Below are 13,074 nucleotides of genomic sequence, written 5' to 3'. Positions count from 1 at the left end.
CGCTATCCGCGTGCTGCACATTCTTCGGCGAACGCCACCACACCACGGTGATACTCGGCCGCCGCGAACCCCACACTCATGTTGTGCCCGCTGCCGGTCTGCCGATACTCGACGAATCTTGGAGTCGCGACGAATGCTGCCCTGATCTCTCCGCGTACCGCAATGTCGGTGTCCCACACTCGTTCGTGTTCGGCGTAGGTGAGCCGCACCGGAATCCGGACCGCCGGAGCGAGGCGCATGAAATCGCGGGGCCATTCGGCCGCCACCACCGTCTCGTAGCGCGGAGTGATACACGTGAGACTGCGCCCGCCACGGACCTCCGGCGGATACAGCTCCTCCGGATACCACAGCAGATCCCGGATTGCTCCCCGGTTGCGCGTGGTCCGCATCCGCTTGATGATCTCGAGCGCTTCGCGTTGCTTACGTGTGCCGGTGCCAGCGAGTTCGACACCGAGTAGCGACGCACCACGCGGGTCCGCGGCCATCCGGAGACCGAGGTCGCAGCCCGCCGAGTGGGCAAGAAGGAAGACACCGGCTCCGCGCGAACAACCCTCGAGCAGCGCGTCCACAGCACTGTAGGCGGCGTCGACGCGGCTGTCGGGATCGTCGAACCGTTCCTGGCATTCGAACGAGTCTGCGTAGCCCGGGCGATCGATCGCGATTGCGGTGTATCCGAGCGCTGCCGCCGTGCGGAGCAGCGACAACTCGGGCCGGCCTTCCAGGTCGAAGTATCGCGAGGTCGTGGCGCCGCCGTGCAGCGCGACGATGACTCCTCGCGGTTGTTCGACATACGAGCACAGTGCCGAGATCGGAACCCCGTCCACGTCCACGGTGCGAACAACCACCGCGCCGATGTCGTCGATCTCGCCGACGTCTGCGGCATTCACCGGTCTGCTCTCAGCAACATGACACCGCTGGGTGTCAGGCCTCCGCTGCTCACCACCGCGACACGTGCACCGGCAACCTGCCGTGCGCCCCCGTGCCCCCGCATCTGTGTGATCGCCTCGTGTACGAGCCCCATTCCGTGGGTACGTCCGTGCGAGAGCTGACCTCCGTGAGTGTTCAATGGCAACCTTCCGTCGAGCGCGATGTTCGTTCCCCTGTCCAGGAAGTCTCTGGCTCCCCCGATGTCGCAGAATCCCAATGCCTCGATCCACGACAGGCAGTTGAAGGTGAATCCGTCGTAGAGTTCCGCGACGTCGACGTCGTCGGGACGCAGTGTGGTGCGACTCCACATGTGCGCGGCCTGCCCGAGAACCTGAGGTTCGTGGGTGAGTGTGCTCTGGTCCCAGTCGAGCCGCTCGAGTATCTGTGTACCGACCGCTTCGACGAAGACCGGTGGTTGGGCGAGGTCACCCGCGGTGTCGCGGGCCGAGACGATGACCGCCACCGCGCCGTCGCACGGCACGTCGCAGTCGTAGAGACCGAATGGCGTCGTGATCGGGCGGGCACCCAGGTAGTCATCCATCGTGAGGGGATCACGGTAGATCGCCTCTGCTGTCCGGGCGGCATTCGCGCGTTGATTGAGCGCTATCCAGCCGAGCGTTTCGCGATCTGTCCCGTATCGATGGAAATGGCGCTGCGCGGTCTGGGCCAGCAGGTGTGCGGCCGATACCGCGCCGAACGGCGCGAACCACTCGTCCGACAGTGCTCCACCCGGCGCCGTGCGACCCGTACGCACGAGTTCGCTGTAGGTCGATTCCCACACCGTCCGGAAACACAAGACATGTCGCACCAGGCCCGATGCCACCGCGAGCATCGCTGCGATCACCGATCCGCCAGGGCCGAACGTCTCCGCTGCGCCGTTGTGCCAGGTGGGTTCCAGTCCGAGTGCCGATTCGACCGCGGTGACCCCGCCTTCGGTGAACGGGCCGAGCGACCCAGCGCCCGGGTAGGTGGACAGTCCGTCGATGTCGTCGACGGTGAGACCCGCGTCGTCGATCGCGGCGCGGCAGGCATCGACGGTCAGCGACAACGGATCGGCCATGAGCCGACGGCCGAGGCGCGACATCCCGATTCCGGTGAGTGCGACCCGGTCCTCGAACTTGTCGGGACACGTCATCGGGCGAACCTTGCGTCGCAGCGCATCGACGTCCGGGTCGTTTACGGGCAACTCGGCGATCTCGCCGCTCTCGGCCGGACGGAACAGTGGAAGCCACACGTCCCCGACCGGTTCGAAGACCACTTCCATCCGCATTCCGAGTGCAAGGGAATCGGCGTCGCAATCCACTGTGTTGGTGGTCAACCGCACGCGTGGATCGTCTTCGAGAGCAACCTGCGCAACGACATACGGTGGGGGCATTCCGGGTGGAGCGAAGCGATGATTGACGGTGAAACCCACGAGGGTCGCGAATCCCGAGACGACGCGGATTCCCATGTCGTTGCCGTGGCAGTACCGGCAGACCGGGCACGGTGGATGGATCAGCGCAGAGCAGCCTCGACATTCCTGAATCCGCAGGCTGCCGTCTGCACCGGACACCCAGAAGAACTCGGTTTCCGCAGATACCTCCGGAGCCGGCCTAGTGGTCGGTGCGTTCACGACAGCACCGCCCCTCGAGCCTGCACTTGCCGAGCGGCCCAACGATAGTCCGGCTTCCCGTTGCCGAGTCGCTGTATCGAGGGAACGAACATGAACTGCTTCGGAATCTTGTACCTCGCGAGCGATTCTGCGCATGAGCTCTTCAACTCTTCTGTGGGGCACTGCGCCTCGTCTGCCGCGTGCACCAGCGCGACGACTTCTTGTCCCCACCGCTCACTGGCGCGACCGACCACCAGGGCGTCGATCACGGTCGGATGTGCCCGCAGGACTTCCTCGACCTCTTCGACGAAGACCTTCTCACCGCCGGTATTGATCACGAGAGAGTCCCTGCCGAGCAGTCGGAGCGAGCAGTCGGAGCGACCCGTCGTCCGCGAGCCTCACGCGGTCGCCCGGTATCGCCATCCGCACGCCGTCGACCACGGGGAAGGTGCGGTCCGTCGCTTCTCGGTCGCGGAAGTATCCGAGGGGGACGCGGCCCGAACGGGCAGCCCATCCGATCTCGTCGTCGCCCGGCTTCAACAATCGGGTACGATCGTGCGACACCGCCGAACCCCCGGGCATCGGGGCGAACGTGTCGACCTCGGCACCGCGGCTGCTCCGCCCGAATCCCATACCACCGGTCTCGGTCGATCCGTATCCTTCGACGATCGTCGCGTGCGGGAGCAATTCGAGGAATGCCTTCCGGTGGACGGCATTCGTTGCGGCTCCACCACTCGCGATGACCATCAGAGAATCGAAGTTGTTTCTGCGCTTGCGCATTTCGTCAACGAGGGGTCCGGCATACGCGTCGCCGACGATGGTCATCAGCAGTACCTTCTCCTTCTCGACGATTTCCAGGGCCGACCGCGCGTCGAACGCACCTCGATCGTCGTAGAGCACGACGGTCTGGCCCGCCAGCAGTCCCGAGAACGCGGTCCAAGTCCCAGCCGCGTGCGACAGCGGCGAAGCGGCAAACCAACTCTGGCCTGTCAGTGCGGTGAGTGCCTTGATCGGCTCGGCCGATTCGTGGTCGGAACCGTTCATCGACGACACGTACGCGTCGCCCTGTCGCCAGAGCACTGCCTTCGGACGGCCCGTGGTGCCGCCGGTGCAAATCATCAGCAGGTCGTCGGGCGATCCTGCGATCCTTCGGTGCGGGTCGCCCTGCGCGACGGCGTCGTCGAACGAGACGGCACCGTGCAGCTCGGGAGTGTCGGTGCCGTCGTCGACCGACACCAGCAGCTCTACACTGTCCTTCAATTCTGCACTACCGTCGACTACTTCGGATACCGCCGGACCGAACGACCTGTGATAGACGATTCCCCGTGGCGCAATGTATTCGAGGAGACCGCGGATTTCCTGCGATGTGTAGCGAGGGTTGATGTTGACCGGTACTACCCGTGCTTTGAGGCAGCCGATGAGCACATCGGGGTAAAGATCGTTGTACATGAGCATGGCGACGCGATCCTGGCCGCACTCCCAACGCTCGAGCCTGTCACTGGCTGTGTGGGCCCCGAATCCGCGTTCGGCGAGGAAATTCCCGAACTGTCGGGTGCGCAGGGCGGATTCGCCGAAGGTGCTCCTTCGACTCCCGCAAACGGTCATGGTCCGGTCGGGTACTGCATCTGCGACGGCGTCGAAGACTTCGCCGAGAGTCCATTCTGTCAACGCATTTCTCCTCGTGGCACTGTAGATCAGCGAGAGTCGGTCGGCAGCGAAGATCAAGGGATGATCGCGCAGCGGCTGACGGGTTCCGCCACTGCTTGTCGTGCATAGATTCCCCGCTGCAGCGATGTGAGCAGGGCGTTGCGCGTCTCCTCGGGACTGATGAGTTCGTCGAAACCCATATGCTCCGCGGAACGATAGGACGCCTCGAGTTCCATTTCTCGAAGGGACGCCGCGAGGCCGTCATCCGCGTGCGACGCACCGCTGAGAGCATCGGCGCTCATCGCACCCATCGTCGCGCCGGGGTAGGCGTACGCGGCGACCTGGCCGTCGAAACCGATCAGCGACATCACCATGGACCCGAATCCGTACGCCTTCCTCAGGGTCACATGCATTTTCATCGTGGTGGCGGTGGTTTGTGCCACGAACATGCGGGCACCACTGCGCAGCACGCCGTCGCGTTCGGATTCACTGCCCGGCAACATCCCCGGATTGTCAGCGAGGAACACGAGCGGCAGGTGGAAGGCATCGGCGACCGAGATGAAATGGGCTGCCTTGTCGGCCGCGTCGGAATCGATCGAACCTGCGATCACCTGCGGCTGATTCGCGACGACCGCCACCGGGTGCCCTCCCAAATGCGCCAACGCGCAGATGATGGCCCGTCCGAAATCGGGTTGCACCTCGAACCAGTCCTTCGTGTCGACCACCGCGTCGATCACGGCTCTCATGTCGTAGGTGCTGCGGTTGTCGCGGGAGATGATGTCGAGAAGCTCGGGAGTGTCGCGCGGCTCGGAGAACTCGTCGGGCTCGGTGGAGATGGGGTACGACCACGCGCTCGGCGGGAAATACGACAGGTAGCGGCGGATCTCGTCGAGCACCTCTTCGTCGGTGTCGGCCACGTTGTGGATCAGTCCGCTGGCCACGGCCACATCGGGACCGCCGAGATCCTCTTTCGAGACATCCTCCCCGGTGGATACTTTCACGACCGGAGGGCCGGCGGTGAAGATCGCGCCCTGACGGCTCATGATGGCGAAGTCCGAGACGGGTGCGATGAGCGCGCCGTGCCCGGCAGAAGGACCCAGAACGGCGGTGACCACCGGCACCTTCCCCGAGCACTGCGCCTGTGCGAGCAGATCGGTCGGGGTTCTGCCGTAGTGATCTCCGGTGGGGCGAAACCCGGCGCCTTCGAGGAGCATGATGAGTGGAACTTTGTTCCGGACAGCCAGTTCCGCCAGTCGGTAGCGTTTGGAATTGCTACCGGGCGAGATCGTGCCGGCCAGCGTGGTGAAGTCCTCGGCCCCGACCATCACCGGCATTCCGTGGATGAGTCCCGAACCGGCGACGATGGCGTCGGCGGCGATCTCACCGCCGACCAGCGTGCCGAACTCGTGGAAGCTGCCCTTGTCGAGCAGGTGATCGATCCGAGCACGAGCATCGAGTTTTCCTTTGCCGCGATGCTTCGCCACTCGCTCCGGGCCGCCCATTCCGTGCGCGTGTGTCCTGCGCCGGGATAGGTCCTCGAGGGTGTCGTCCCAGATCCGCGCCTGTCTCATGTGAGGTCCTTCGGATGTCGTCATGTGGCCGTCGAGTAACGGATCGGCAGGTGCTTGAGCCCGCCGACGAAAGTAGTTGCGGTCAGTTCGGGCTCGCCTGCGAGTTCGATCGATCCGAGGCGGGGCAGCAATTCGGCAAAGAACTTCTTCATCTCCATCCGTGCCAGGCCCGCGCCCAGGCAGAAGTGCACACCGAACCCGAACGCGACATGGTTGTTCGGGTCGCGCCGGATGTCGAATGTGAAGGGATCGTCGAAGACGGCTTCGTCGCGGTTGGCCGAGGCGTAGGACAGCAGAAGGGAATCACCCGCCGCAATGCGAACACCTCGGATCTCGGTATCTTCGGCCGCGGTGCGCATGAATGCCTTGACGGGCGTGACCCAGCGGATCATCTCCTCCACCGCGTGCGGCAGCAGGTCGAGGTCGGTGCTCAGCGCCCGACGTTGGTCTGGATTGTCGATCAGTGCATGAAGACCCCCGGAGATGGAACTGCTGGTGGTGTCGTGGCCTGCGGTCGCGATGATCGTGTAGTACGACATGGTGTCGATGTCGGAGAGCGGTTCGCCGTCGATACGCGCGTTCGCGATCGCGGACGCCATGTCGTCGGTGGGGTTCTCGCGCCGGGATGCCGTGAGAGCGCTGAAGTACTCGAACATCTCGAGGAGCGCGTTCATGGTTTCGTCCGCGGGCTCGGTGCGCTTCAGCTCGTCGTCGTCGCTCCCCACGAGCTCCTGCGTGAGGCGCAGCATTCGGGGAAAGTCGGATTCGGGCACCCCGAGCAGCGACATGATGACGTAGAGGGGGAAGTTCACCGCGACCTCGGATACGAAGTCGCATTCGCCACCGGCCGCGAGCATCCGATCGACGTGATGCTTCGCGAGTTCCTCGATTCGAACCTCCATGGCTTTCATGGCCTTCGGGCGAAACCAATCTGTTGTGATCGAACGAAGCACACGATGTTGCGCACCGTCGAGATGAATGAGGGTGCGAACACCGACCGCGGCCTGCATATCGTCGGACTCGGCTGTCATGAGCACCGGGCGGGGCCAGTTGGTGAAGAGTGTGTTCTCGCGTTCGACGGCCATGATGTCGGCGTGTTTGAGGAGGGCCCAGAACGGCCGATAGGACGGCGCCTGTACCCGAACCACCGGCTCCGTCGCGCGGGCCTCTGCAAGTACCGCATGCAGGTGGCTCTCGTCTTTGTATGCGGCCGGGTCCGCCAGGACCTCGGCACCTTCTCCGACGATTCGCTGGTTCACGAACGATGCTCCGTTCCCGCGCATTGAGGCGGCGTTTTCATCGACGCCGCAGGCCGTCGAACCCTGGCCTTCTTGCCCCAGAGTGATTTATAGTGTGCCTTACTGTCAAGCATTCTATATAGCTTTCGTCGGGTTGTTCCCGGAAAGGCGTGCAGCCACATGGCAACTGATCAGCGCAGGATCGTCGTCGTCGGAGCCGGGTCGGGAATCGGTGCCGCCACCGCCGCACATTTCCACGAACGGGGCGACCACGTACTCGCCGTCGATCTCCGACCGGACGGTGCAGCCGCATCGGACCATGCACAGCTCGACCTACGTGATGCGACACAGATCGAGACACTGCTCGGCACGATCGGAGGAGACTGGGATCTGCTCGCCTACGTCGCCGGAGTGCCCGGAACCGCACCCGCTGCCGACGTATTGAAAGTCAACTACCTCGGTATGCGACTGTTCGTCGAAGGCATGCTGCCGCTGCTACGCGAAGGTGGATCCGTCGTCACCGTCGCATCGGTCGCGGCACTCGGCTGGCAGGACCGCCTGAACGAACTCACCGGGCTCCTCGAAGCGACCGACAGCGAAAGCGTCGAACGCTGGCAGGCAGAGCAGGATCCGAACTACCCCGTGTACAGCACCTCGAAGCAGGCGGCGATCATCTACGCAAAGCGTCTCGCCCCCGCTGCGTGGCAGAAGTACGGAGTCCGGGTGAACACCGTGAGCCCGGGGCCCACCGAAACCCCCATACTCGGCGACTTCGAGGAATCGATGGGCAAAGATGTTCTCGACTCGGTGAAAGCCACCATCGGCCGTCACGCCACCGTCACCGACATCGTGCCGGTCATCGCGTTCCTCGGGTCACCGGCGGCGCGGTGGGTGAACGGTCAGGACATCCATGTCGACGGCGGGTTCGTCGCCCCGCTCACCGTCGGCGCACCGATCCAACTCTGACCACTCTTCGACATCCCGAGGTGACCATGCCCGACAACGCCGTGAGCTCCCCCGGACCGCTCCTCGCCGAACAGCACGCCGGCATCCTGACACTCACTCTCAACCGACCCGAACGGAAGAATGCGATCACGCCCGAGGTGTGGGCGCGTCTCCGCGACCGTCTCCGCGAAGTGAGCGCGAGCAACGAGGTCCGCGCAGTGGTACTCACCGGTGCAGGCAGCACGTTCTGCAGCGGCGCCGACATCGCCGACACCGCGGGCATGGACGAGTTCCCCGACCCGTCCGATCTGATCGACACCATCAACGACACCATCCGCCTACTCCACGAACTTCCGGTACCAACCGTCGCGAAGGTACGCGGGGCCGCAGTCGGGGCAGGCTGGAACCTCACTCTCGCATGCGACCTCGTGGTGGCTGCGTCGGATGCGCGGTTCTCCCAGATCTTCGCGCGACGCGCGTTGTCGCTGGACACGGGCGGGTCGTGGCTGCTTCCACGCCTCATCGGACTTCAGCAGGCGAAACGGCTGACCCTCCTGGCCGAGATGATCGGAGCCGACGAAGCGCATTCACTCGGCCTCGTCACGTGGGTGACACCGCCCGACTCGCTCGACGAGTTCACCAACGACCTCGCGACAAGGCTCGCAGCCGGGCCCCCGCTCGCACTTGCACAAACCAAAGACCTGCTCAACCGCGGACTCGACAGGTCGCTGCCCGAAGCGCTCGAGTACGAATCACGAGCGCAGTCGGCGAACCTACAGGGTCTTGATGTATTGGAGGCTTTCGCCGCATTTGCGGAGAAGCGCAATCCCGACTACACCCGCGCCGCGGCCACGCGGTGAGTTCACCGGACCCCGACCTCGTTGCAGAAGGAAGCACAGTGACGTTCGAGACCATCGAGTACGCAGTCGACGGCCACACCGCGACCCTCACCCTCAACCGGCCGGAGGCACTCAATGCGCTGAGCCCGCACATGATCACCGAGCTGCGTGCGGCGTACGACGAGGCCGAGAACGACGACAAGGTCTGGACTCTCGTCGTCACCGCCAATGGCCGGGCATTCTGCACGGGTGCGGACGTCAAAGAGATTCCCGGCGACGGCAAGGTGATCAACGAGCGACCATATCTGTCCACCTACGAGCAATGGGAAGCGCCGCAGGAAGGCACGCCTCCGTTCCGTTCGATGACCAAACCGATCATCGTCGCCGTCAACGGAATCTGTTGCGGCGCCGGCATGGACTGGGTCACCACCGGCGACATCGTCATCGCCTCCGAGAAGGCCACCTTCTTCGACCCCCACGTCAGCATCGGACTTGTCGCGGGACGCGAGGTGGTGCGCGCCGCACGAGTTCTCCCGCGAACCGTTGCGTTGCGCATGGCTCTGATGGGCAAGCACGAACGGATGACCGTCCAGCGTGCATACGACCTGGGCATGATCACCGAGATCATCGAGCACGACCTCCTGTTGGAGCGGGCACACGAGATCGCCGACATCGTGAACTCCAATGCACCACTGGCGGTTCGGGGAACCCGACTGGCCATCCTCAAGGGCCTGGACATGCCGCTGCACGAGGCCGAGATGCTCGCCGAATCGTTCCGCGAGCGCGTGACGCGTACCGAGGATGCACTCGAGGGCCCCCGCGCATTCGTCGAGAAGCGCGCACCCATGTGGCAGTGCAGATAGACGCCTCAGGGCAGATCGACGGTCACGTGAAATCCGAGCCGCCGTCGATGTTGATGTCGGCTCCGGTGATGTACGAGTTGCGCCGCGAGGCGAGAAATGCCACCAGTGGGCCCACCTCTTCCGGCAAACCCGCACGCGGCATCTGCGCGGGGTGCCCGAAATGCGTTCCGATAGCGTCCATCAAGGCGTATGGATCATTCGACTCGACTCCCACCGACCGCGCCCACTCGATCAGCGACGGGGTGACGATGGTTCCGGGGGAGACGACGTTCACCAGGATTTCGTCGGGCGCCAGGAGTTGCGACAGGTTCTTCGAGGCACTCGACAGCATCGATTTCGCCGCTGTGTATGCCACGAGCGGAACACTCTGTCGCTGAGTGGATTGCGCGGAGAAGTTGACGATGCGTGCCCATTCCGCAGCTCGCAGGAACGGGAGGGACGCCCTCACGCACCGCACCATCGACAACACGCCGTCTTCGACGGCCTCGCGCCATTGGTCGTCGGTCAGGATGTCGAATGCCCCCTGCACGTTCGGCCCCACCGTGTTGACGAGCACGTTGAGCCTCCCACCCCAGCGTTCTCCGAGTTCGGTGAAGAGCCCCGATATCGCATCGCCGTCGCGCGCATCTGCGACGAGTCCGACGGCATCGGGACTTCCGTACTGGGACAGGGCCTCCGCCGCAAGCTTCACATCCTCCCGAGACCGGCCGACGACTGCGACGCGCGCACCCTCTTCTGCCAGGCACCGGGCGGTCGCGAAACCCATTCCACGACTTCCGCCCACCACGACCGCCGCAGCATCTTCCAGCCCGAGATCCATGGGAATCCTTCCCGCAATCGCAATCCAGATCGATACCGAAGACTATACGGTAAGCATATCCACAAGTGAGTGCGTCGGCACACTACAGACGGAACGTACAAAGGCGGCATCCATCATGGCGAAGCGGGCACGGCTCGAGCGAGGGTCCCTCAATCCCGACGACATCCTCCGGGGCGCATTCGAACTCGCGGCGGAGGTCACCGTCGACAATCTGAGCATGCCCATGCTCGCGCGACACCTCGACATCGGCGTGACAAGCATCTACTGGTACTTCCGCAAGAAAGACGAGCTCCTCACCGCGATGGCCGACCACGTGCTGCGCGAATCCACACGTTCCATGCCCGCCGTGGAGGCAGCGAACTGGCGCGACACCCTGCGCACCCACGCACGCACGGTCCGCCGCACGTTCCTCGACAGTCCGATCCTGTGCGACCTCGTCCTGATCCGGCCGTCCCTGAGTTCCAATGCCGCTAGACTCGGTGCCAGACACAACGAAAATGTGATCACCGGTCTCGTCGAGTCGGGTTTCACACTGGCCGACGCGGTGAACGTCTACTCCTCCGTGCAGTTACACGTCCACGGCATGGTCGTACTCCAGCGACTACAGGACAAGAATCGGCAGTCGCAGGAACCGTCCGGGGCGTACTACGAGATCCTGCCGATCTCTCCCGAGACCACTCCCCTGCTCGCAGAAGCGAGCGAGTGCGGTCTCCAGAGTGGCGAGCCCAACGACCGGAACTTCGAATACGGGTTGGAGTGCATCCTCGACCATGCCGCGCACGCTCTCCGGACGCCGAACCATCAGGACGCGATTCGAGCGGCGTCCGAATAGTAGCCCGGCATCAACGCTCCTCCGCCCGGCTCGAGTACATCTCGTGCACGGTCATTTCGCGGTGAAGCGGGTTGCGTCGAGGATCATGACCACGCGGTCGTCGACATCGCCGGGTGGCTGCGGATCGGTCTGGCCGTACCGCCTCGCCAGTGACACGTAGAACGACCCCTCGCGGTCGCCTTCCACCGTCACGAGCCACCCGCGCACTTCGAGGCACCGCTCCCGATCTTCGGGGTCGGTGATCAGGAACGAGTAGTTGGGATTCGCCTGCAGACTCACGAATTTCTTGCGAGGGATGGTGTGACTCACCCTCAGATGCGCCCCATCCCAGGTGAATCGCATCGGAGTCAGGCTCGGCGACCCATCGGGACTGACCGTGCCGAGCACGCCGACGATCGGCCGTTCGAGAAGGTCCTCATACCCCGGCGGCACTTTCGACATCATGTCCCCAAGTTACCGTAAGGCCGACTGTTGACATAACCGTTGTGCGCTGCAAGGCTCGAAATCACACGCGGGCACGAACGAGGAGGCCTCCATATGACCGGGTCCGGCGACGCACCGATCTTCGATGCCGACACGCACATGTACGAGACATCCGAAGCACTGACTCGGTACCTACCCGACAAGTACGCACATGCCGTCCAGTACGTACAGATCGGACGTCGCACCCGCCTGGCGATCAACGGCAAGATCACCGACTTCATCCCGAATCCCACATTCGACCGGGTCGCCGCCCCCGGCGCCCACGAGAAGTTCTTCGCCGGGGAGAACGTCGACGGACTCACACTTCGCGAAATGCAGGGCTCCGCAATCGACTGCCCGCCCGCCACTCGCGGTCCCGAAGAACGCATCGCGGAGATGGACCGGCAGGGAGTACGGGAATCTCTGGTCTTTCCCACACTTGCCAGCCTTGTCGAACACTCCTCCGCCGACGATCCCGAATTGACGCTCGCAATCGTTCACGCCCTGAACCGATGGATGCTCGAGCATTGGGGCTTCGCTCACCAAGGCAGAGTGTTCACCACCCCCGTGATCAACTGCGCGGAAGTCGACGGTGCCCGTCGCGAACTTGCATACCTTCTGGAGAACGGCGCGAAGGTGGCGCTGATCAAGCCCGCTCCGGTCAAGGGCCTGCACGGTTGGCGCTCTCCGGCCCTCCCCGAATTCGACCCCTTCTGGCGCGAGGTCGAAGAATCCGGCCTGCCGATCGCGCTTCATGCGAGCCAGCCGCCGCTCGACGAGTACGTCAACAAATGGGAACCACCGAATACCCAGAACTTCATGTCCATGAGCGCATTTCGCTGGCTGGCACTCGGTCACCGCGAGATCGCCGACATGCTCGGCAGCCTGATCTGCCACGGAACCCTCACCCGCTTCCCTCGACTGCGGATCGCCAGCGTCGAGAACGGAAGTTCGTGGATCCGTCCGCTGTTCCACGACCTCGAAGATCTGACCAAGAAGATGCCTCAGAACTTCCCGGAAGATCCGCTCGAAGTATTCCGACGCAACGTCTGGGTCAGTCCCTTCTGGGAAGGGTCGGTGGCCGATGTCGTCGACATGGTCGGCTGGGACAAGGTCATGTTCGGCTCCGACTATCCACACCCCGAAGGACTTCCCGAACCCAAGGGCTACTGGAAGTACGCGGAGGGAATGGACCGCAGGCGCACATGGGATTTCATGGGCGACAACGCCCGCCGTTTCATGGGCCTGCAGATCGCTAATCCTGATCCGGATGCCGCGCAGCCACCGAAGCTCGCCACAGCAATGTAACCACCGACGAAGTGCACCAGCCCGCGTACGG

General features: G+C 63.9%; 11 protein-coding genes and 1 pseudogene. 5 read left to right on the top strand and 7 right to left on the bottom strand.

The genetic code is table 11. The features are described 5' to 3' along the window. Positions 1 to 2: 2 nt before the first annotated feature. The 5 genes and pseudogenes from MWU77_RS13610 to MWU77_RS13590 all read right to left on the bottom strand — a co-directional run bounded on the left by MWU77_RS13610 (position 3) and on the right by MWU77_RS13590 (position 6,995). Positions 3 to 887, bottom strand: coding sequence for an alpha/beta hydrolase (locus MWU77_RS13610; RefSeq protein ID WP_247273949.1), 885 nt, complete (start codon positions 885 to 887; stop codon positions 3 to 5). Further along, positions 884 to 2,539, bottom strand: a complete 1,656-nt coding sequence (locus MWU77_RS13605) for an OB-fold domain-containing protein (protein ID WP_247273948.1) — start codon at positions 2,537 to 2,539, stop codon at positions 884 to 886. Before MWU77_RS13605 ends, MWU77_RS13610 begins: the two co-directional genes overlap by 4 nt. After that, positions 2,536 to 4,186, bottom strand: a pseudogene (locus MWU77_RS13600) (AMP-binding protein). The gene MWU77_RS13605 and the pseudogene MWU77_RS13600 overlap by 4 nt, the downstream one beginning before the upstream one ends. A gap of 53 nt (positions 4,187 to 4,239) precedes the next feature. Further along, positions 4,240 to 5,736 carry an acyl-CoA carboxylase subunit beta gene (locus MWU77_RS13595; protein ID WP_169689565.1) on the bottom strand — a complete coding sequence of 499 codons (1,497 nt, stop codon included), beginning with the start codon at positions 5,734 to 5,736 and terminating at the stop codon, positions 4,240 to 4,242. Between the two features lie 20 nt (positions 5,737 to 5,756). After that, the gene (locus MWU77_RS13590) at positions 5,757 to 6,995 is read right to left on the bottom strand and encodes a cytochrome P450 (protein ID WP_247273947.1); all 1,239 of its coding nucleotides are present in this window, start codon (positions 6,993 to 6,995) and stop codon (positions 5,757 to 5,759) included. A gap of 159 nt (positions 6,996 to 7,154) precedes the next feature. Here MWU77_RS13590 and MWU77_RS13585 point away from each other — a divergent pair, with 159 nt between their 5' ends. From MWU77_RS13585 to MWU77_RS13575, 3 genes are read left to right on the top strand one after another with little or no spacing between them, the layout of a single operon-like run. Beyond that, a complete protein-coding gene (locus MWU77_RS13585; protein WP_169689563.1) occupies positions 7,155 to 7,940 on the top strand; it encodes a coniferyl-alcohol dehydrogenase in 786 nt (261 codons plus the stop codon). Positions 7,941 to 7,966: 26 nt separating this feature from the next. Continuing rightward, positions 7,967 to 8,779, top strand: coding sequence for an enoyl-CoA hydratase/isomerase family protein (locus MWU77_RS13580; RefSeq protein WP_247273946.1), 813 nt, complete (start codon positions 7,967 to 7,969; stop codon positions 8,777 to 8,779). Between the two features lie 38 nt (positions 8,780 to 8,817). Further along, positions 8,818 to 9,621, top strand: a complete 804-nt coding sequence (locus MWU77_RS13575) for an enoyl-CoA hydratase/isomerase family protein (RefSeq protein WP_169689561.1) — start codon at positions 8,818 to 8,820, stop codon at positions 9,619 to 9,621. A 22-nt stretch (positions 9,622 to 9,643) separates the two neighbouring features. Here MWU77_RS13575 and MWU77_RS13570 read toward each other — a convergent pair whose 3' ends face one another. Next, positions 9,644 to 10,441: an SDR family NAD(P)-dependent oxidoreductase gene (locus MWU77_RS13570; RefSeq protein ID WP_169689560.1), complete on the bottom strand. Its 798-nt coding sequence runs from the start codon at positions 10,439 to 10,441 to the stop codon at positions 9,644 to 9,646. 115 nt (positions 10,442 to 10,556) lie between these two features. On the opposite strand from MWU77_RS13570, the gene MWU77_RS13565 reads away from it, so the two are divergent. Beyond that, positions 10,557 to 11,273: a TetR/AcrR family transcriptional regulator gene (locus tag MWU77_RS13565; RefSeq protein WP_247273945.1), complete on the top strand. Its 717-nt coding sequence runs from the start codon at positions 10,557 to 10,559 to the stop codon at positions 11,271 to 11,273. Positions 11,274 to 11,324: 51 nt separating this feature from the next. On the opposite strand, the gene MWU77_RS13560 is transcribed toward MWU77_RS13565, so the two are convergent. After that, positions 11,325 to 11,717 carry a pyridoxamine 5'-phosphate oxidase family protein gene (locus tag MWU77_RS13560; RefSeq protein ID WP_169689558.1) on the bottom strand — a complete coding sequence of 131 codons (393 nt, stop codon included), beginning with the start codon at positions 11,715 to 11,717 and terminating at the stop codon, positions 11,325 to 11,327. Between the two features lie 93 nt (positions 11,718 to 11,810). Here MWU77_RS13560 and MWU77_RS13555 point away from each other — a divergent pair, with 93 nt between their 5' ends. Further along, positions 11,811 to 13,043 (top strand): amidohydrolase family protein, encoded by a 1,233-nt coding sequence (locus tag MWU77_RS13555; protein ID WP_169689557.1) that lies wholly within the window; start codon positions 11,811 to 11,813, stop codon positions 13,041 to 13,043. The last annotated feature ends 31 nt before the right edge of the window (positions 13,044 to 13,074 follow it).

Origin of the sequence: Rhodococcus sp. F64268 (assembly GCF_023015605.1) — a bacterium.
In the GTDB taxonomy this organism is placed as follows: domain Bacteria; phylum Actinomycetota; class Actinomycetes; order Mycobacteriales; family Mycobacteriaceae; genus Rhodococcus.
Note: the sequence above shows the minus strand (reverse complement) of the source record. Positions and strands in the feature narration are given on the sequence as shown.

Excerpts from the sequence above, each read along its gene's own strand:
- MWU77_RS13560 (WP_169689558.1), bottom strand. The coding sequence starts at position 11,717 with ATGATGTCGAAAGTGCCGCCGGGGTATGAGGACCTTCTCGAACGGCCG.
- MWU77_RS13580 (WP_247273946.1), top strand. The coding sequence starts at position 7,967 with ATGCCCGACAACGCCGTGAGCTCCCCCGGACCGCTCCTCGCCGAACAG.
- MWU77_RS13555 (WP_169689557.1), top strand. The coding sequence starts at position 11,811 with ATGACCGGGTCCGGCGACGCACCGATCTTCGATGCCGACACGCACATG.
- MWU77_RS13565 (WP_247273945.1), top strand. The coding sequence starts at position 10,557 with ATGGCGAAGCGGGCACGGCTCGAGCGAGGGTCCCTCAATCCCGACGAC.
- MWU77_RS13570 (WP_169689560.1), bottom strand. The coding sequence starts at position 10,441 with ATGGATCTCGGGCTGGAAGATGCTGCGGCGGTCGTGGTGGGCGGAAGT.
- MWU77_RS13595 (WP_169689565.1), bottom strand. The coding sequence starts at position 5,736 with ATGAGACAGGCGCGGATCTGGGACGACACCCTCGAGGACCTATCCCGG.
- MWU77_RS13585 (WP_169689563.1), top strand. The coding sequence starts at position 7,155 with ATGGCAACTGATCAGCGCAGGATCGTCGTCGTCGGAGCCGGGTCGGGA.